The sequence below is a fragment of the Curtobacterium sp. MR_MD2014 genome (assembly GCF_000772085.1).
Taxonomy (GTDB): domain Bacteria; phylum Actinomycetota; class Actinomycetes; order Actinomycetales; family Microbacteriaceae; genus Curtobacterium.
Genome location: NZ_CP009755.1, coordinates 1,427,291 through 1,445,202 on the forward strand (window position 1 = coordinate 1,427,291; position 17,912 = coordinate 1,445,202).

The following is a 17,912-nucleotide window of genomic DNA, read 5'->3' on the forward strand; positions in this document are numbered from 1 at the left end:
GCCGTCGTGGGAAGGCACTCGACGATCGTCCCGCGGGCTTCGGTGCGCACGGGCTGGCTCCTCACGGCGGCGGGACTCGTCGCCTCGGTCGCCCTCGCACTGACGGCGACCGGCACGACGTCGGCGTACACGGCGTCGATCTCGAACACCACGAACACCGCCAACACCGTCTCGATCGAGATGACGCAGGGCCCTGACGCCTCGACCGTGGCGTGCAGGAGCACCGCCACGGCCACCACGACCTGCTCGACCGACCTCTACGCGGGCAAGGACCTCCGGCCGGGGGACACGACGCGCGGCACCTCCACGGTGATCAGGAACACCGGAGGGGTCGCCGCGTCCGCCTTCTCGCTCACCCCCGGCACCTGCATCGGCACCGTCTCGACGTCGAACAGCATCTGCTCCTGGTTGCGCGTCACCGTGACGTGGACGACGCCGACGGGGACCACGACCGTGGTCTCGGGGGAGAGCGCCGCGGCGGTCGGCGGGCGGATCTTCCCCGTCAGCCCGGCGCCTGCGGCCGGTCAGGGCGGTACCGCCGTCGTGTCGGTCGCCCTCGACCCGGCGGCTCCGAACGACTCGCAGGCGCAGAGCATGAGCCAGTCGCTCGTGTGGACGTTCACCGCATGACGGTGGCGGAGACCGGGGACGCGATCGGCGTCCCCGCGACTGGTCGCCGGCGTGCTCCCGGCCGCGCGGTGCGGGTGCGGCTCGTCGCCACCGCCGCCGTCGTCCTGCTCGTGCTGCTCGGTGTCGGGGCCTCGACGGCCGCGGGCGTCCGGACGTTCGACGTCCGGACGCCGTCGATGGGCCGCACGGCACCCGTCGGCTCGCTCGTCGTCACCCTGCCGCCCGGACCGGACCGGCTGGCCGTCGGCGACGTCATCACCTTCGTCCCACCGGTCGCCGAGGGCGGGGGGACGGCGCCTCGACTGCCCTACACGCACCGCATCAGCGCGGTGGAGGACGGCGCGTTCACCACCAAGGGCGACGCGAACGGTGCTGCCGACGGCTGGACCGTCAGCCCCGCTGACGTGGTCGGCAGGGTCGTCGCAGTCCTGCCCGGTGCGGGGTGGGCGCTCCGCATGCTGCCGTGGTCCGTCGGCGGGGTCGGTCTCGTCTGGCTCCTGACCGGGCTCCTCGGCGCGGGCGCTCCGCGGACCGCCGCTCGCCTGCTCGGCTCGGCCGCGGTGCTGGCCGGCGTGGTGACGGTCTTCCGACCGTTCGCCGCCCTCGTCGTGACCGGCGTCGACCCGGGGACGCGGCCGGTGGCACACGTGGTCTCGACCGGTCTGCTGCCGATCCGGGTGGTCGGACCGTCCGGTGCGTCCGACCGGCTCGTCAGCGGTGCCGTCGGTCAGGTGCCCCTGCCTCCGGGGTCGGACGGCGCGGTCGCGCTCGCCGCTCGACTCGACCTCTCCCCGCTCGGTTGGGCGGTGCTCGCCCTGCTCTGCGCCGCACCCCTCGTCGTCGGGGCCCTCCTGGCCCGGTCGCAGAGCCTCCGTGTCCCCGATCCCGGGCACACGGAGGACCCTGCGACGGATCTCCCGGCGGTGTCGTCGTGAGTGCCAGGACGGCGGGCGTGCTCACCGGGGCGCTCGTCGTGGCGCTCACCGTGGCGACCGGTGTCACCACGACGGCCGATCCCACCCTCGCCGCGTACACGGCGGCGTCGTCGAACCGGAGCACCGCGAGCACGGTCGGTGACTACGCCCTGACGGGCCTGCCGTTCCGTGACTCCTTCGCCGGAGGGCAGGGGGCGTGGAGGACCTACGGCGGCTCCTGGACGACCCGGACGCAGTTCGGCTACGGCACGTTCACCGAGACGGCAGGCTCCTCCGACGGGCCCAAGGCCGTCACGGGTGACCCGTCGTGGACGGACTACACGATGCAGGCGGACGTCCAGGTGAACAGCGGGACGAACGCAGGGCTCCTGGTCCGCGTCACGGATCCCGCTCCGGGTGCCGATGCGTTCACGGGGTACTCGATCGGTCTGGACCGGACGGACAACACGCTGTCGATCAGCCGGACGAAGCACGGTGCGACGACCCGACTGGCGTCCGCGACGATCCCCGGCAGGCTCGCGAACGGACAGTTCTACCACGTGGTCGTGCAGGCCGCCGGGTGCGGCATCACCGCCTGGTCGACCACCGTCGGCGCGAACGACTGGACGCGGGCGAGCGTCTCGGAGTCGTCGGCCGACTGCCTGACGTCGGGCGCGATCGGGCTGCGCGGCAACGGCAGCGCAGCCGGCTACCGCTTCGTGACGGCCACAGCGGGTGCCCTCGCACCCTCGCTCGCGGCGGACCCGTACAACTCGACCCTCGCCACGGGCCGGTTCGAGGACGGAGCGCCCGCGCGGGTGTTCGGGGGCACGTGGGCGATCGACCAGCAGGAGGAACGGATCCGCAGCACGGCCTACGCGAACACCGGGGACAAGCAGGTCCTGAACCGGGTCTGGGGCGACATGACCCTGACGGGCGACGTGCGCCTGATGCGCACCCCGAGGTCGGGCAGCGACGCGGGTCTCGTCGTCCGGGTGAACGACCCGTCCACGGGGATCGACTCGATGCGCGCCTACTCCGTCGGCATCACCGCGACCGGGATGACCATCGGCGAGCACCGGTCGCCCGGGTTCGTCGGGTCGTTCGTGTCCTTCGGTCGGACGGTGCAGGCCGAGGAGTGGTGGCACCTCACCGTCGAGGCGGTCGGCTGCACGATCACGGCCACCGCGTCACCGGCCGACGGCGGGACACCCGTCCAGGGTCGCGTGTCCTTCGGTGCCTGCTCGTCGACGAGCGGCGCGGTCGGGATCCGCGAGCAGGGCACCGAGGCCGAGTGGCGGAACCTCGCCGTCACGCCACGCTGACACAGGTCGGGCCGAGCGGCCCCGGTACGATGGCTCCATGAGTTCCCGCGGCAGCTACCGGACCGCCCTGACCTACGGTGCCGTCGGTGCCACGCAGGCGGCGGACCTCATGACCTACCCGCCGGAGGGCTTCACCCCGGCGGAGTCGCGGGCGCGCATCGGCCACGGCGACGCCCGGTTCGAGACCGCGGTGACGCAGGCGTTGACCTGGCAGATCCAGGAGCGCAGCGGCATCCGGGTGCAGGTCGAGGACCATCCCGACGACGACGAGGTCCGCTACAACCCGGTGACGTTCGACGAGCACGGTGTCCCGATCGCACCGGCCTCGATCGGCACGCCCCGGGTGGAGAAGTTCGCCGCCGACGGCACCCCGCTGCTGACGGCGGGCACCACGGCGACGCTCGAGATGCACGCGTTCGGGCAGACCGTGCACGCGCCGGTCCGCGTCGTGTCGATCATCGACGAGACCGACCGCAAGGGCTTCGCCTACGGCACGCTCGAGGGGCACCCGCTGTCCGGCGAGGAGTCCTTCGTGGTCGAGCGCACGAGCGACGGTTCGGTGTGGCTGCAGGTCCGCCAGTTCTCGCAGCCGTCGAGCCGGAAGTGGGCGTTCGTGGCGCCGCTGCTCCGTCGACAGCAGCGGGTCATGGCAGCGAAGTACCTCAGCGCACTGCGCGGCGACTGACCGGTCGACACGAGGCGTCCGACCGCGTGCTCGGTACGGCGCACCGACCGACCGCCACCGCCGCCGCCGCTCAGCGCAGCGGCGGCAGCGCGGCGATCGCCTCCTCGAGCAGTCGGGCGTCCTGCACGCAGTCCCGCGCGACGCACACCGCGCTCGTCCCACGCAGGGCGTCGACCTCGTAGACCCCGGTCGCGACCGCGACGAACGGGATCCCCACCGCGTCGGCCGCCTCGCCGTCCCGCGGGGTGTCGCCGACGATGACGGCTCGCTCCCCGGACAGGGCGGCGGCGGCGCGTGCGGTGACGCCGGTGCGCTCGACTTCCGCGTCCCCGAAGTACGAGTGCTCCCAGTCGAAGGCGCCGAGGTCGAAGCCCGCCCCGCCCAGCTTCACGCGGGCCCGGTGCTCGGAGTTGCCGGTCAGCAGGCCGTTCCGCCAGCCGAGTCCGGCGAACCGGCGGACGAGCGCGGCGGCTCCGGGGGCGGGGGAGCGGCGTTCGCCCCGGCCGTAGCGCTCGTCGGTCAGGTCGCGCAGGTGCCGGCTGACCGTGGGGATGAGCGCGTCGTCGAGGTCGTGTGCCCGGACGTGGTCCGCGATGAGCCCGGCGTCGGTCCGGCCGTGCTGGTGTCCGACCTTCAGCACGAGGTCGCGGCCGACCGCGCGCTCGACGGCCAGGTGGTACAGGTTGCCGGGCGACGCCGCGTTCAGCACGAGGGTGCCGTCGATGTCCCACAGCACCGTGGTGGGGACGGTGTGGTGCTCCATGGCTCCATCATGGCCGAGAATGGAGTCCATGCCGAGTGCGCTCCCGATCGCCGATCCCGCTCCCGCGGACGGCCTGCTCACCCCTGGCCCCGGCGCCGGCGACGTCCCCTTCGGCGTCTACGTCCACGTGCCGTTCTGCCGGGTGCGGTGCGGCTACTGCGACTTCAACACCTACACGGCGTCCGAGCTGCGCGGGGTGCGCCGTGACGACTACGCCGGCCACGCGGTGCAGGAGATCCGGTGGGCGGCCGAGGTCCTCGACCGCTCCGGGGTGCCGCGACGCCCGGTCTCGACGGTGTTCTTCGGCGGTGGCACGCCGACGATGCTGCCGGCGGACGACCTGGTGATGATCCTCCGGGCGATCGACGACACGTGGGGCATCCTGCCGGGGGCGGAGGTCACCACCGAGGCGAACCCGGACTCCGTGGACGCGGACGCGATCGCGACCCTGCAGCGCGGCGGGTTCACCCGGATGAGCTACGGCATGCAGTCGGCCGTCCCGCACGTCCTCGCGACGCTCGACCGGACCCACGACCCCGAGCGGGTTCCGGTCGTGGTGGACCTCGCGAAGCAGCAGGGCCTCGACGTCAGCCTCGACCTCATCTACTCGACCCCGGGGGAGTCGCTCGACGACTGGCGCACCTCGCTCGAGGCCGCGCTGGCCTGCGCGCCCGACCACGTGTCGGCGTACTCGCTCATCGTCGAGGACGGCACGGCGATGGGGCGCATGGTGGCCCGCGGCGACCTGCCGGCCCCGGACGACGACCTCGCCGCCGACATGTACGAGCTCGCCGACCGGACCCTCGCCGACGCCGGGTACTCCTGGTACGAGGTCTCGAACTGGGCGCGCACCGACGAGGCCGGTGGTCCGGAGCGCCACGCGAGCCGACACAACCTGTCCTACTGGAAGGGCCACGACTGGTGGGGCGTCGGCCCGGGTGCGCACTCCGCGGTCGCCGGCACCCGCTGGTGGAACGTGAAGCACCCGGCCGCGTACGCGAACCGGGTGCTGGCAGGCGAGTCGCCCGCGGCGGGGCGCGAGACGCTCGACGCCGACACCCGGTACGTCGAACGGGTGCTGCTCGCCGCGCGCGTCCGCGGCGAGCTCACCACCGCGGAGCTCGGCCGGGAGGCACGTGGCCGGGTCGCCGGTCTCATCGCGCGTGGCCTCGTGGACGGCACGGCCGCGGTGCGGGGACGCATCGAGCTCACCCTGCAGGGCCGGCTGCTCGCGGACGCTGTCGTCCGCGAGCTGCTCGACTGACGCGCCGGCGGTCGCTCGCGCGCTACTGCTTGATGAACTCGATGGTGAGCGGGTAGCGGTAGAAGTCACCGCGGTTCGCCGCGAGGGCGGCCATGATCGCGAAGACGATCACGATCACGTACAGGATCGGCAGCAGCACGAGTCCGATGACGACGAACGCCAACAGGCTGCACACGAACCCGGCGATCGCCATCGTGATGTGGAAGTTCAGTGCCTGACGGGTGTGCTCCTTCACGAACTGCCCGCGGTCGCGCAGCACCAGGTAGGCGATGATCGGCACGACCAGGCTGAAGAAGATGCCGCCGACGTGCGTCAGCGTCGCCCAGAGTCGCTGGTCCTCCGGCGACATCGGCTGGGGCGGCGTGAAGCCGGCCGGGTACTGCGGTCCCTGCGGGTTCTGGGGTCCGCCCTGCTGCTGGCCGTAGCGGCCGTCCTGCGGGCCGCCCGGTTGCTGTCCGTAGCTCATGCCGTGAGCGTACCGGCGTGGGCCCCGGCGGTCCCGGTCGGTCGGCGGTCGGGCGTAGGATCAGCAGTCGACACGTCCGAGTGCCAGCATCGAACGGAAGGGGTCCGGATGGTCAGCGAACGCTCCCTCGAGGTCCTCAAGGCGATCGTGCGGGACTACGTCGCCTCGCGCGAGCCCGTCGGCTCGAAGACGATCGTCGAGCGCCACGCCTTCGGGGTCAGCGCCGCGACGATCCGCAACGACATGGCGCAGCTCGAGGACGAACAGCTGATCGTGGCGCCGCACACCTCGTCGGGGCGGGTGCCGACCGACAAGGGGTACCGACTCTTCGTCGACCACCTGGCCGCAGCCCGGCCGCTGTCGAGCGCGCAGCGCCACGCCATAGAGACCTTCCTCGGCACGCCGAACGACCTCGACGAGGTCCTCGGTCGCACGGTCCGCCTGCTCAGCCAGCTCACCAACCAGGTCGCGCTGGTGCAGTACCCGTCGATGGTGCGCGCACGCGTGCAGCACGTCGAGCTCGTCCGGCTCGGTGACACCCGCCTGATGGTCGTGCTCATCACCGACACCGCCCGGGTCGAGCAGCGCGTGGTCGAGACGGACGTCCCCCTCGACGAGGAGGCGCTCACCGAGCTCCGCACCGTCGTGAACGGGGCGAGCGTCGGGCTCCTGCTGCAGGACGTCCCGCGTGCCCTGCGCGAGGTGCCGCAGCAGCTCCGTCCGGACGCGCAGACCCTCGGCGGCGTCGTCGTCGCGACGCTCATCGAGCAGGTCGCGGCGAACCGGCAGGACCGCCTGGTCATGGCCGGCGCGGCGAACCTGGCGAAGAGCGAACGCGACTTCTCCGGCGGACTGTTCTCCGTGCTCGAGGCGATCGAGGAGCAGGTGACCCTGCTCCGCCTGTTCGGCGAGATGCAGGTGGACGACGTGGCCGTCGCCGCGAGCATCGGCGTCGAGAACGCCGAGTACGGCCTCGACGCGACGAGCATCGTCGCCGGTGGCTACCTCGCCGGCGGCGGAGCGGTCGCCCGACTCGGGGTCCTCGGCCCCACCCGCATGGACTACGGCACGAACATGGCCGCCGTCCGTGCGGTCGCACGGTACCTGTCCAAGCTGCTGGGCGAACATTGACCGGACCCTGCGCCCGACGCGCGGTGTCCAGCGGACCGGCTCCGCGCCTCCAGACCGGACCGCGGCGACCGCCGCGACCCACCGACCGAACCGAAACCGACTGAGGGAACCGTGGCAGACCACTACGACGTCCTCGGCGTCCAGCCGGACGCCTCCGATGCCGACATCAAGAAGGCCTACCGACGGCTGGCGCGCGAGCTCCACCCGGACGTCAACCCGAGCCCGGACGCGGCCGAGCGCTTCAAGGACGTGACGCACGCGTACGACGTGCTGAGCGACCCGGAGCAGCGCCGACGCTACGACGCCGGCCCGCAGGAGAGCCCCTTCGGCGGCGGTGCCGCCGGTGGCTTCAGCGACATCTTCGACGCCTTCTTCGGCGGGGGTGGCGGCGGCGGACGCGGCAACGGTCCGCGCAGCCGTGCCGAGCGCGGGCAGGACGCCCTGCTGCGCATCGAGGTCGACCTCGACGAGGTCGTCTTCGGCACCCACAAGGACGTCGAGGTCGACACGGCCGTCGTCTGCGACACGTGCCACGGCTCGTGCTGCGCGCCGGGGACCAGCCCCCGCACCTGCGACATCTGCGGTGGCTCCGGGCACATCCAGCGCCAGGTCCGCTCGCTCCTCGGCAACGTCGTGACCAGCGCGCCCTGCGGGACGTGCCGCGGCTACGGCACCGTCATCCCGAGTCCCTGCCCGACGTGCCAGGGCCAGGGGCGCGTCCGTGCCCGCCGGACCATCCCCGTCGACGTCCCCGCCGGCGTCGAGACCGGGCTGCGCCTGCAGATGCCGGGCCAGGGCGAGGTCGGACCCGCGGGCGGCCCGTCCGGCGACCTGTACCTCGAGGTCAAGGTGCGCCACCACGACGTCTACAGCCGCGACGGCGACGACCTGCTCGCGACGCTCGAGGTCCAGATGACCGATGCGATCCTCGGCGCGCACACGACGATCGACGGGCTCGACGGGCCGGTCGAGCTCGAGATCCGTCCGGGCGTGCAGAGCGCCGACGTCCTGGTCATCAAGGACCGCGGCGTGACGAAGCTGCGCGGCACCGGCCGGGGCGACCTCCGCGTCGGCGTGCAGGTCGTGACCCCGACCAAGCTCTCGCACAAGGAGCGTGGGCTCGTCGAGCAGCTCGCGAAGACGCACAAGGCACCGGGACCGCAGCTCGCACGCTTCCAGCAGGGCATGTTCGGCAAGCTCCGCGACCGCTTCTTCAACTTCTGATGGCATCGCTCTACCTCGTCGGTCCGGGGACCCTCGACGGCCTCGGCGCCGGTGACGCGGTGTCGCTCGACGGCGCGGAGGGCCGACACGCCGTCTCGGTCGCGCGGGTCCGCGTCGGCGAGACGCTGCGCCTCTCCGACGGCCGGGGCACGGTCGTCACGGGCGCGGTCGCGTCGACCGGCAAGGACACGCTGACCCTGACGGTCGCCGACGTCGACGTCGAGGCGGAACCGCGTCCGGCGCTGGTGCTCGTGCAGGCGCTCGCGAAGGGCGGGCGTGACGAGATGGCGGTGCAGGCAGCCACCGAGATCGGCGTCGACCGCATCGTCCCCTGGGCGGCAGCGCGCAGCGTGTCGCGGTGGGACGGCGCGAAGGTCGAGAAGGGACGCGCCCGGTGGGCGGCGATCGCGCAGGAGGCCGCGAAGCAGGCGGTCCGGTCGCGCGTCCCGACGGTGGACGCACCGGTGACGACGGCGCAGCTGGCCGCGGTCGGCCGGGAGGCGCGGCGTGCGCTGGTCGTGCTGGACCCGGTCGGCGCGGTGCGGCTCTCGGCGTGGGAGCCGCCGGCCGACGTCGACGAGATCGTCCTGGTCGTCGGACCCGAGGGCGGGATCGACGGTCCCGAGTTCGACCGGCTCGAGGCCGCCGGCGCCGTCCGCGTGCGGCTCGGGGACACCGTGCTCCGCACCTCGACCGCCGGACCGTCCGCCCTGGCCGTCCTGCAGACCATGCTCGGGCGCTGGTAGCGGCGTCGGAGGCGGGTCCTACGATGGTCTCCATGAGCAGCAGCGAGCCGAGCATCTTCTCGAGGATCGTCGCGCGCGAGGTCCCCGCGACCATCGTGGCCGAGGACGACCGGGTGATCGCGTTCGAGGACATCGCCCCGAAGGCACCCGTCCACGTGCTCGTGGTGCCCAAGACCGAGGAGTACCGCGACGTCACCGAGCTCGCCGCCGGTGACCCCGAGCTGCTGGCGCACGTCGTCGCGACCGCCCGCCGCATCGCGGACGAGCGGGCCGGCGGCCAGTTCCGTCTCGTCTTCAACACCGGCGAAGCCGCCGGTCAGACCGTGTTCCACGTGCACGCGCACGTCCTCGCAGGTGATCTGCACGAAGGGAATCTCCTTGCCGGTTGACGACTCCGTCCACCCCGCGTCCGACGCGCCCGCACCGGACCGACCCACGACCCGACCCGTGTCCGACCCGTCCGACGTCGTCGTCGACATCCGGGTCGACGGCATCGCGATGGTCCAGCTCCTCGGCCCGCAGGACCGCCTGCTCAAGACGGTCGAGCGGCAGTACCCGGGCGTCCGGGTGCTCGTCCGCGGCAACGAGGTCTCGCTCACCGGACCCGAGCGCGACGTCGCCCGTGCCCACGCGCTCGTCGACGAGCTCGTCGGCATGGTGAAGCGCGGGCAGGACATCGGTCCGGCCGACATCCCGACGTCGGCGCGGATCCTCGACGAGGACCGCAAGCCCTCGGACACGTTCGGCACCCCGATCGTGGCGAGCCGCGGCAAGTCGGTGCGGCCGAAGACCGACGGGCAGCGCGCCTACGTCGACGCCATCGACCAGCACACCATCACCTTCGGCATCGGCCCCGCGGGCACCGGCAAGACCTACCTGGCGATGGCGAAGGCCGTCCAGGCACTGCAGCGGCGCGAGGTCACCCGCATCATCCTGACCCGTCCCGCGGTCGAGGCGGGCGAGCGGCTCGGGTTCCTGCCGGGCACGCTGACCGACAAGATCGACCCCTACCTGCGCCCGCTGTACGACGCCCTCAACGAGATGATGGACCCCGAGCTGGTCCCGAAGCTGCTGGCAGCCGGCACCGTCGAGGTCGCACCGCTGGCGTACATGCGCGGTCGGACGCTGAACGACTCGTTCGTGATCCTCGACGAGGCGCAGAACACCACGCCCGAGCAGATGAAGATGTTCCTGACGCGCCTCGGCTTCGGCTCGAAGATGGTCGTCACCGGTGACATCACGCAGGTCGACCTGCCCGGCAACCTGTCGGGTCTCCGGCTCGTCACGCGGATCCTGGGCGACGTCGACGACATCCACTTCGCCCGGCTCGGCAGCGAGGACGTCGTCCGCCACACCCTGGTCGGACGGATCGTCGACGCCTACACCGTGTACGACGAGGAACGTCTGGCGGAGCAGGCCGGGCACCGTCCCGCCGGCCGGGGGACCGCGCCGACGGGCAACCCCGCCGGAGCGAACCGCGCCGAGCGTCGCGGGCGCCCGCCGCAGGACCGCCAGCAGTCCCCGTACCCCCAGAACGACGCCCGAGGAGGCAACCGGTGAGCATCGAGCTCAACAACGAGTCGGGTGTCGAGGTCGACGAACAGGCCGTCCAGCGCCTCGCCGCCTTCGCGCTCGACGCGCTGCACGTCCACGCGGACGCGGAGCTCGCGATCGTCCTGGTCGACGAGGGCGCGATGGAGCAGCTGCACGTCCGGTGGATGGACGAGCCGGGTCCGACGGACGTCCTGAGCTTCCCGATGGACGAGCTCCGTCCGGGGACCGAGGACGAGCCGACACCGGCCGGGCTGCTCGGCGACATCGTCGTGTGCCCGCAGGTCGCCGCCGAGCAGGCGAAGACCGCGGGGCACACCACCACCGACGAGATGCTGCTGCTCACGTGCCACGGCATCCTCCACCTGCTCGGCTTCGACCACGCCGAGCCGGAGGAGAAGGCCGAGATGTTCGGGCTGCAGGGCGAGATCCTCTCCGCCTTCGCGGCACAGCGACGCGGGCGGTGACCTGATGGTGCTCGTCGCCGTCCTGCTCGCGGCGGCGTTCGTCCTGGTCGTCGTCGGCGGTCTGCTCGCCGCGTCCGACGCCGCGCTCACCGTGCTGTCCCGCGCCGACCTCGACGAGATCGCCCGTGGCAGCCGCAACCGTCGTGCGATCGAGGCCGTGGCCGACGACGTCGGCGCGCACGTCAACGCCCTGAACTTCGTCCGCGTGCTCGCCGAGACCGCCGCCGCGGTGCTCGTCACGATCGCCCTCGTCACGGTGTTCGACACCTGGTGGGTGGCCCTGGTCGTGTCCGCTGCGATCATGACGGCCGTGTCGTTCGTGCTCGTCGGGTCGAGCCCGCGCAGCGTCGGACGCGCACACGCCGAGCGCCTCATCGGCGCCACCGGAGGACTCGTGCGCGCCGTCCGGATCGTGCTCGGTCCGCTCGCCGGGCTCCTCGTCGCGATCGGGGACCGGGTGACCCCCGGCCGTGGCCGCAGCGCATCGACGGTGTCGAGCGAGGAGCAACTGCTCTCGCTCGTCGACGAGGCGACCGAGAGCAACGTGCTCGCACAGGACGACCGCGAGCTCATCCACTCGGTCTTCGAGTTCAGCGACACCCTGGTGCGCGAGGTCATGGTGCCCCGGACCGACATGCTCACGGTCGACGGGGAGGCCACCCTGGCCGCGGGGATGGAACGGTTCCTGGTCGCCGGCGTCTCGCGCATGCCGGTCACCGGTAAGGACAGCGACGACGTGCTCGGCGTGCTCTACCTGCGCGACGTCTCCCGCGCCCTGTACGAGCAGCCCGGCAGCGAGCGGGAACCGGTGACGGCGCTGCTGCGACCGGCCGAGTTCGTCCCCGAGTCGAAGCCCGCGGACGACACCCTCCGGCACATGCAGGTCGCCAAGAACCACCTGGTGCTCGTGGTCGACGAGTACGGCGGCGTCGCCGGGCTCGTGACGATGGAGGACCTCATCGAGGAACTCGTCGGCGACATCTCCGACGAGTACGACCGCACCGTGGTCGACCGGACCGAGGTCGGCCCGGGCGTCTGGCGCATCTCCGCCCGCATGCCGATCGACGAGCTCGGCGACCTCTTCGGCGTCGAGCTCGAGGACGACGACGTCGACACCGCCGGTGGCCTGCTGACGAAGGAGCTCGGCCGGCTGCCGGTCCGCGGCGAGCAGGTCACCGTCTCCGGGGTCGCGCTGACCGCCGACCGTGTCGAGGGCAAGCGCCGCCACCTGATCACCGTCCTGGCCGAGCGGAGCGCCGCCCTGCAGGACGCCGAGGACGCCCTCGACGAGACCACTCCGAGCACGACGGGAACCCCGAACGCATGACCGATCACGAACCCGACCACGGCACCGACACGGGTACGGACACCGACGCGACCACGGGGACCGACACACCGGGCCAGCCGTACCGCGCCGGCTTCGTCTCCTTCGTCGGGCGTCCGAACGTCGGCAAGTCGACGCTGACGAACGCCCTGGTCGGCGAGAAGGTCGCGATCACCTCGTCGAAGCCCCAGACCACGCGACGCGCCATCCGGGGCATCGTGCACCGGCCCGACGGCCAGGTCATCATCGTCGACACCCCCGGCGTGCACCGGCCCCGCACCCTGCTCGGCGAACGGCTCAACGACCTCGTGCAGTCGACGCTCGGTGACGTCGACGTGATCGGCTTCTGCGTGCCGGCCGACGAGCCGATCGGGCCGGGCGACAGGTTCATCAACGAGTCGCTCGACCAGTACCCGCGGGCGCGGAAGATCGCGATCGTCACGAAGATCGACGGCACCCCGAAGGACCGCGTCGGCGAGCAGCTCCTCGCGGTGTCCCAGCTGCGGGAGTGGGACACGATCATCCCGACGTCGGGGACGAAGGGCCTGCAGCTCGAGGTGCTGCTCGCCGAGATCACGAAGCTGCTGCCCGAGTCGCCGCAGCTGTACGACGCTTCCACCGTCACCGAGGAGACCGACGAGGACCGCATCGCCGAGCTCGTCCGCGAGGCCGCGCTCGAGGGCGTCCGCGACGAGCTGCCGCACTCGCTCGCGGTCGTCATCGAGGACGTCGTCGAGCCCGACGACGAGGACGACCCCGACGGACCGCTGCGGATCTTCGCGAACCTGTTCGTCGAGCGCGACAGCCAGAAGGCGATCGTCATCGGGCGGGGCGGCGAGCGGCTCCGGGACGTCGGATCACGTGCCCGGGCCGAGATCGAGTCGCTGCTCGGCGGTCGCCACGTCTACCTGAACATCCGTGTCAAGGTCGCCAAGGAGTGGCAGCGCGACCCGAAGCAGCTCGGCCGTCTGGGCTTCTGATCCGGGTCATCCCCTGGTCGGACGCGCGTCCTCCGGCCGCGTCGTACCGTGGGGTGGTGTTCCGCCCCCTGCTGCGCGCGCAGCTCGTCACCGACGTCACCACAGCGGTGCTGCTCGGCGGGCTGCTGACGCTCCTGCGTGCGTCCGCCGACCTGCCGTCCCTCTGGCTGGTGACGGTGGTCGGACTGAGCATCGCCCTCGCGATCCGTCGACTGTCGCCGGGGCTGTCGCTCGCACTCTCGTGGGTGATCGCCGTCTTCGAGATGGTGACCATGCAGGTGCCGGACTACTCGAACGCGCTGCTCGCCGGCGTGCTCTTCACCACGAGCGCCTACGGCAGCAAGCGCGTCCGCATCGCCGGCCTGGTCTCGGCCATCGGCGGATCCGCGGTCGCGGCGGCGTACGTCGGGCTGTACGACCACCAGCGCCGCTCCGGCATCGAGACCGCCTCGTCGCCCACGCTCGAGACCCTGCAGGTCGTGCTCGCGACGTTCGCCGGCGTCCTGCTGCTGCTCCTGCTGCCGTGGCTCGCCGGACTCGTCCGCCGCGCCCGCCGGTCCGCGAGCATGAGCCGGGAGGCCCAGCTGGTCGCCGAACGGGATGCCGCACGCGCCGACCGTGCGGTCGCGGTCGAGCAGGAGCGGGTGCGGATCGCCCGCGACATGCACGACATCGTCGCGCACTCGCTGGCTGTCGTCATCGCCCAGGCGGACGGGGCACGCTACGCCGCCAAGACCGACCCCGCGATCGCGGACCAGGCGCTCGAGACCATCTCGAGCACCGCTCGCAGTGCCCTCGGTGACGTCCGCGAGCTGCTCGGCGCCCTGCGGCACGAGCAGGGGACCGCCCCGACGCCCGAGGCAGCCGACCTCGAGGTGCTCGTGGCCGAGATGCGCGAGGTCGGCCTCGACGTCCGTGTGGACCGGGAAGGCGACCCGACCGGTCTGCCCACGACGACCCAGCTCGCCGTGTACCGGATCGTCCAGGAGAGCCTGACGAACGCGTGGAAGCACGGGGAGAGCGGGACACCGGTCCACACCGCGCTGACCTACCGTCCCGACACCGTCGAGATCACCGTCGTGAACCGGCGCGCCGACGACGGCTCCAGCGGTCCCGGCACCGGGCACGGACTGGTCGGCATGCGCGAGCGTGTGACGATGACCGGGGGGTCGATGACGGCTGGGCACCGCGGTGACGACTTCGTGGTGGCCGTGCGCATGCCCGCGGTCCCCGCGAGCGGCCAGTTCCCCCGCGGCCGTATCACCCAGATGGAGCAGGAGCGCACCAGATGACCACGTCCCAGCCGACCGGTGGCCCGATCCGGGTCGCCCTCGTCGACGACCAGGCGCTCTTCCGCACCGGGATCCGGATGCTCATCGACTCACAGCCCGACCTGCAGTTCGTCGGTGAGGCCGGCGACGGGGCCGAGGGCGCCGAGCTCGTGCGGCGCACCGGGGCGGACGTGGTGCTCATGGACGTCCGGATGCCCGTGATGGACGGGATCACCGCGACCGCACGGATCGTCGAGCAGGGCGGGGCAGACGCCGCGAAGGTGCTCGTGCTCACCACCTTCGACTTCGACGAGGCTGCCGCGAAGGCGATCCGGGCGGGCGCGAGCGGCTTCGTGCTCAAGGATGCCGACCCGGAGTTCCTGCTCGCCGCGGTCCGGACCGTGCACGCCGGCACCGCCGTGTTCGCCGCCTCCGCCACCCGCGAGCTCCTCCGCCGGTACGACGACGGCGCGGCCCAGGCCGCCGCGGTGCCCGCCGCCTTCGCCGAGCTGACGCCCCGTGAGCGGGAGATCTTCGACCTCGCGGCACGCGGGTACAGCAACAGCGAGATCGCCCAGCACGAGTACGTCAGCGAGGCGACGGTGAAGACGCACATCTCGCGCGTGCTCAGCAAGCTCGACCTGCGGGACCGCGTCCGGCTCGTCGTGTTCGCGCACGAGCACGGGCTGGTGCCCAGGGCCGACTGACCCCGGCGTCGACCGGCGGAGCGACCCGCCGTCATCCGACAGGATGACCCCTCCACAGCACGTCGAGCCGAGCGGACCATCCACAGGAGCCGCGCGACGGACGCGGGACGCGCCTCCCGGCCGCCAGGCTCGGAGCATGACCACCAACCACACCCCGATCATCCGGCTCGACCACGTGTCCAAGCACCACGGCGACGCCGCCCGCCGCGTCACCGCGCTCGACGACGTCAGCGTCGACATCGGGGCGGGGGAGTTCACCGCCGTGATGGGGCCGTCGGGCTCCGGCAAGTCGACGCTCATGCACGTCGCCGCGGGGCTCGACGCGGTGAGCACCGGGCGGGTCACGATCGACGGGGTCGACATCACCGGCCTCGGGGACCGCGAGCTCACCGAACTGCGCCGTCGCCGGCTCGGGTTCGTGTTCCAGTCCTTCAACCTCGTCCCGACGCTCGACGTGCGGGAGAACATCCGGCTGCCGTTCCTGCTCGGTGGGCACCAGCCGAGCCGGGACGAGTCGGCGTGGATCGACCGGCTCGTCGACCTGCTCGGCCTGGGTGACCGTCTGACCCACCGGCCGCACCAACTCTCCGGCGGACAGCAGCAGCGCGTCGCGATCGCGCGTGCGCTCGCGTCGCGTCCCGCCGTGGTGGTCGCGGACGAGCCGACGGGCGCCCTCGACTCGCGCACCGGGCGTGACGTCCTCGCGATCCTCCGCGGCGCCGTGCAGGAGTGGGGGCAGAGCGTCGTCATGGTCACGCACGACCCGACGGCCGCCGCGAACGCGGACCGCATCCTCTTCCTCGCCGACGGGCGGATCGTGGACGACCGCCCGTCGATGACCGCCGCCGAGATCTCGGCGACGATGCTCGGGATGGAGGCAGCCGCGTGACCGGCCTGCGCACGTTCGCCCCGACGGTCCTCGTCGCAGCCCTCGGCACGACGTTCGGGTCCGCCCTCGTCATCGCTCCCGGCATCGTGACCCAGGCGATGGCTGCCGCGGGTCTCGACGACCTCGCACCCGTCCGGGCGATCCTGTCCGTCGTCGGGTGGCTCTTCCTCGGCATCGCCCTCTACGTCGGTGCGATCGTGACGGCGAACACCTGCGCCACGATCATCGCGGGGCAGACCCGCATGATCGCACTCCAGCGGTTGATCGGGGCGACGGGCGCCACCCTGCGTGCCCGGACGACCCGCACCGGCCTCGTCGTCGGTGCCGTCGGCGGCGCGGTGGGCACCGTCGTCGGCACCGGGCTGTCCGCGTGCTTCGTCGCGGTCCTGCGGAGCACCGGCTTCCTCCCGGACACCACCTACACGCTCGTCCCGTGGGAACTCGTGCTGCCGCTCGTCGCCGTGGTCCTGGCGACCTGGGGCGCGTTCGCGGTCGGGTCCCGCCGGGTGCTGACGGTCACGCCGCTGCAGGCGCTGTCATCGACCGTCGAGCCGAGCCACGCCGACGTCCGGTCGGGCCGGGCGCGGACGGTCTGGGCGGTCCTGCTCATGACGGTCGGTGCGCTGCTGATGGTGCTCGGTCTCGTCCTCAGCCCCGCCACGCCCGCGGCCGTCCTGCCGGCGGCCCTCGGCGGGTTCGTCTCCTTCGCCGGGGTCGCGATCGGCGCGACGATCGTGATGCCCCCGGTCCTGCAGCTCATCGGCCGGATCGGGTCGCGTGACCCGGTCGTCCTGCTCGCCGGTCGCAACGCGATGCGGGCACCGGGACGGTCGTCACGGGCCACCATCGGGCTCGTCATCGGCGTGACCCTGCTCGTCACCTTCGCGGTCGCGCTCGGGATCATGCAGCACGTGGTCGAGACCCAGATGGCGGCGATGGGCGACGGTTCCCTGCCGGCGGACGCGGTCCAGGCGCAGCGGGACTTCTTCGTGCAGCTGAACGCCGTCGTGAGCGTGATCGTCGGGTTCTCCGCGGTGATCGCCGCGGTCGGCGTCGTGAACGCCCTCGCGCTCGGCGTGCTCCAGCGTCGTCGTGAGCTCGGCCTGCTTCGCGTCCTCGGGCTGACCGGGGCGCAGGTCCGACGCATGATCGTGACCGAGGCCGTGCAGATGGTCGTCGCCGCGGTCGTCACCGGACTCGTCCTCGGCACCCTGTACGGCTGGGTCGGCGGGCAGACGATGCTCGGCTCGCTCGGGACGGTCGTCACGCCCGTGCTGCCGCCGCTGACCGTCGCGGTCGTGGTGGTGGGGGCCCTCGTGCTCGCGGTCGTCGCCACGGTCGCACCGGTCCGGCGGGCCATGCGGGTGTCACCGACCGAGGCGCTCGCCGTCGACTGACCGCACGGGTCGGGAGGAGCGTCCGGGACGTCATCCACTTGCAACGCGCTGGTGTACCAGTGCTACGGTGGCAGCGATGTACTCGGCGCTCCTCCTCCTTCGCTGCCGCGACGAGGCCTGACACACGGCCCACCTCGTCGCGGAGTCCGTCGTGGCCCCCCACAGCGCCGATGCCGGC

General features: G+C 72.5%; 19 protein-coding genes. 17 read left to right on the plus strand and 2 right to left on the minus strand.

The features are described 5' to 3' along the window. Positions 1 to 6 precede the first annotated feature (6 nt). The 4 genes from NI26_RS06545 to NI26_RS06560 are packed head-to-tail and all read left to right on the plus strand — an operon-like array spanning position 7 to position 3,554. Positions 7 to 630 carry a hypothetical protein gene (locus tag NI26_RS06545; protein ID WP_144411282.1) on the plus strand — a complete coding sequence of 208 codons (624 nt, stop codon included), beginning with the start codon at positions 7 to 9 and terminating at the stop codon, positions 628 to 630. Next, complete coding sequence (locus NI26_RS16825) at positions 627 to 1,565, plus strand: hypothetical protein (RefSeq protein ID WP_066653846.1); 939 nt, start codon at positions 627 to 629, stop codon at positions 1,563 to 1,565. Before NI26_RS06545 ends, NI26_RS16825 begins: the two co-directional genes overlap by 4 nt. Then, positions 1,562 to 2,869 (plus strand): family 16 glycoside hydrolase, encoded by a 1,308-nt coding sequence (locus NI26_RS06555; RefSeq protein WP_158407742.1) that lies wholly within the window; start codon positions 1,562 to 1,564, stop codon positions 2,867 to 2,869. The genes NI26_RS16825 and NI26_RS06555 overlap by 4 nt, the downstream gene beginning before the upstream one ends. A gap of 37 nt (positions 2,870 to 2,906) precedes the next feature. Continuing rightward, positions 2,907 to 3,554 (plus strand): DUF1990 family protein, encoded by a 648-nt coding sequence (locus NI26_RS06560; protein ID WP_066653852.1) that lies wholly within the window; start codon positions 2,907 to 2,909, stop codon positions 3,552 to 3,554. A 70-nt stretch (positions 3,555 to 3,624) separates the two neighbouring features. Here the strand turns inward: NI26_RS06560 and NI26_RS06565 are convergent, their stop codons facing one another. Beyond that, positions 3,625 to 4,317, minus strand: coding sequence for an HAD family hydrolase (locus NI26_RS06565; RefSeq protein ID WP_066653854.1), 693 nt, complete (start codon positions 4,315 to 4,317; stop codon positions 3,625 to 3,627). 28 nt (positions 4,318 to 4,345) lie between these two features. Between NI26_RS06565 and hemW the strand changes: the two genes are divergently transcribed. Further along, positions 4,346 to 5,581, plus strand: coding sequence for a radical SAM family heme chaperone HemW (hemW, locus tag NI26_RS06570; protein ID WP_066658103.1), 1,236 nt, complete (start codon positions 4,346 to 4,348; stop codon positions 5,579 to 5,581). 22 nt (positions 5,582 to 5,603) lie between these two features. Here hemW and NI26_RS06575 read toward each other — a convergent pair whose 3' ends face one another. Beyond that, complete coding sequence (locus NI26_RS06575; protein ID WP_235426567.1) at positions 5,604 to 6,047, minus strand: DUF4870 domain-containing protein; 444 nt, start codon at positions 6,045 to 6,047, stop codon at positions 5,604 to 5,606. 108 nt (positions 6,048 to 6,155) lie between these two features. On the opposite strand from NI26_RS06575, the gene hrcA reads away from it, so the two are divergent. The 12 genes from hrcA (at position 6,156) to NI26_RS06635 (ending at position 17,734) form a co-directional block, all read left to right on the plus strand. Further along, positions 6,156 to 7,178, plus strand: coding sequence for a heat-inducible transcriptional repressor HrcA (hrcA, locus tag NI26_RS06580; RefSeq protein ID WP_066653856.1), 1,023 nt, complete (start codon positions 6,156 to 6,158; stop codon positions 7,176 to 7,178). Positions 7,179 to 7,289: 111 nt separating this feature from the next. After that, positions 7,290 to 8,402 carry a molecular chaperone DnaJ gene (dnaJ, locus tag NI26_RS06585; RefSeq protein WP_066653858.1) on the plus strand — a complete coding sequence of 371 codons (1,113 nt, stop codon included), beginning with the start codon at positions 7,290 to 7,292 and terminating at the stop codon, positions 8,400 to 8,402. Beyond that, entirely contained in the window at positions 8,402 to 9,148 is a 747-nt protein-coding gene (locus NI26_RS06590; RefSeq protein ID WP_066653860.1) for a 16S rRNA (uracil(1498)-N(3))-methyltransferase, read from the plus strand. Before dnaJ ends, NI26_RS06590 begins: the two co-directional genes overlap by 1 nt. Before the next feature lie 32 nt (positions 9,149 to 9,180). Continuing rightward, complete coding sequence (locus NI26_RS06595; protein WP_066653863.1) at positions 9,181 to 9,537, plus strand: histidine triad nucleotide-binding protein; 357 nt, start codon at positions 9,181 to 9,183, stop codon at positions 9,535 to 9,537. A gap of 109 nt (positions 9,538 to 9,646) precedes the next feature. Further along, positions 9,647 to 10,708 carry a PhoH family protein gene (locus NI26_RS06600; protein ID WP_235426623.1) on the plus strand — a complete coding sequence of 354 codons (1,062 nt, stop codon included), beginning with the start codon at positions 9,647 to 9,649 and terminating at the stop codon, positions 10,706 to 10,708. After that, positions 10,705 to 11,166 carry an rRNA maturation RNase YbeY gene (gene ybeY / locus NI26_RS06605; RefSeq protein ID WP_066653869.1) on the plus strand — a complete coding sequence of 154 codons (462 nt, stop codon included), beginning with the start codon at positions 10,705 to 10,707 and terminating at the stop codon, positions 11,164 to 11,166. The genes NI26_RS06600 and ybeY overlap by 4 nt, the downstream gene beginning before the upstream one ends. Positions 11,167 to 11,170: 4 nt before the next feature. Continuing rightward, on the plus strand, positions 11,171 to 12,493 hold the full coding sequence (locus NI26_RS06610; RefSeq protein WP_066653872.1) for a hemolysin family protein: 1,323 nt from the start codon (positions 11,171 to 11,173) through the stop codon (positions 12,491 to 12,493). Then, entirely contained in the window at positions 12,490 to 13,470 is a 981-nt protein-coding gene (era, locus tag NI26_RS06615) for a GTPase Era (RefSeq protein WP_066653875.1), read from the plus strand. Before NI26_RS06610 ends, era begins: the two co-directional genes overlap by 4 nt. Before the next feature lie 56 nt (positions 13,471 to 13,526). Then, complete coding sequence (locus tag NI26_RS06620; RefSeq protein WP_144411283.1) at positions 13,527 to 14,762, plus strand: sensor histidine kinase; 1,236 nt, start codon at positions 13,527 to 13,529, stop codon at positions 14,760 to 14,762. Continuing rightward, positions 14,759 to 15,448 (plus strand): response regulator transcription factor, encoded by a 690-nt coding sequence (locus NI26_RS06625; RefSeq protein WP_066653881.1) that lies wholly within the window; start codon positions 14,759 to 14,761, stop codon positions 15,446 to 15,448. Before NI26_RS06620 ends, NI26_RS06625 begins: the two co-directional genes overlap by 4 nt. Before the next feature lie 136 nt (positions 15,449 to 15,584). Further along, positions 15,585 to 16,337, plus strand: coding sequence for an ABC transporter ATP-binding protein (locus NI26_RS06630; protein WP_066653884.1), 753 nt, complete (start codon positions 15,585 to 15,587; stop codon positions 16,335 to 16,337). Further along, a complete protein-coding gene (locus NI26_RS06635) occupies positions 16,334 to 17,734 on the plus strand; it encodes an ABC transporter permease (RefSeq protein ID WP_066653885.1) in 1,401 nt (466 codons plus the stop codon). Before NI26_RS06630 ends, NI26_RS06635 begins: the two co-directional genes overlap by 4 nt. Positions 17,735 to 17,912: the final 178 nt, after the last annotated feature.

Coding starts and splice junctions, on each gene's coding strand:
- NI26_RS16825 (WP_066653846.1), top strand. CDS start 627: ATGACGGTGGCGGAGACCGGGGACGCGATCGGCGTCCCCGCGACTGGT.
- NI26_RS06560 (WP_066653852.1), top strand. CDS start 2,907: ATGAGTTCCCGCGGCAGCTACCGGACCGCCCTGACCTACGGTGCCGTC.
- NI26_RS06565 (WP_066653854.1), bottom strand. CDS start 4,317: ATGGAGCACCACACCGTCCCCACCACGGTGCTGTGGGACATCGACGGC.
- hemW (WP_066658103.1), top strand. CDS start 4,346: ATGCCGAGTGCGCTCCCGATCGCCGATCCCGCTCCCGCGGACGGCCTG.
- NI26_RS06575 (WP_235426567.1), bottom strand. CDS start 6,047: ATGAGCTACGGACAGCAACCGGGCGGCCCGCAGGACGGCCGCTACGGC.
- hrcA (WP_066653856.1), top strand. CDS start 6,156: ATGGTCAGCGAACGCTCCCTCGAGGTCCTCAAGGCGATCGTGCGGGAC.
- NI26_RS06590 (WP_066653860.1), top strand. CDS start 8,402: ATGGCATCGCTCTACCTCGTCGGTCCGGGGACCCTCGACGGCCTCGGC.
- NI26_RS06595 (WP_066653863.1), top strand. CDS start 9,181: ATGAGCAGCAGCGAGCCGAGCATCTTCTCGAGGATCGTCGCGCGCGAG.
- NI26_RS06600 (WP_235426623.1), top strand. CDS start 9,647: ATGGTCCAGCTCCTCGGCCCGCAGGACCGCCTGCTCAAGACGGTCGAG.
- NI26_RS06610 (WP_066653872.1), top strand. CDS start 11,171: ATGGTGCTCGTCGCCGTCCTGCTCGCGGCGGCGTTCGTCCTGGTCGTC.
- era (WP_066653875.1), top strand. CDS start 12,490: ATGACCGATCACGAACCCGACCACGGCACCGACACGGGTACGGACACC.
- NI26_RS06625 (WP_066653881.1), top strand. CDS start 14,759: ATGACCACGTCCCAGCCGACCGGTGGCCCGATCCGGGTCGCCCTCGTC.
- NI26_RS06630 (WP_066653884.1), top strand. CDS start 15,585: ATGACCACCAACCACACCCCGATCATCCGGCTCGACCACGTGTCCAAG.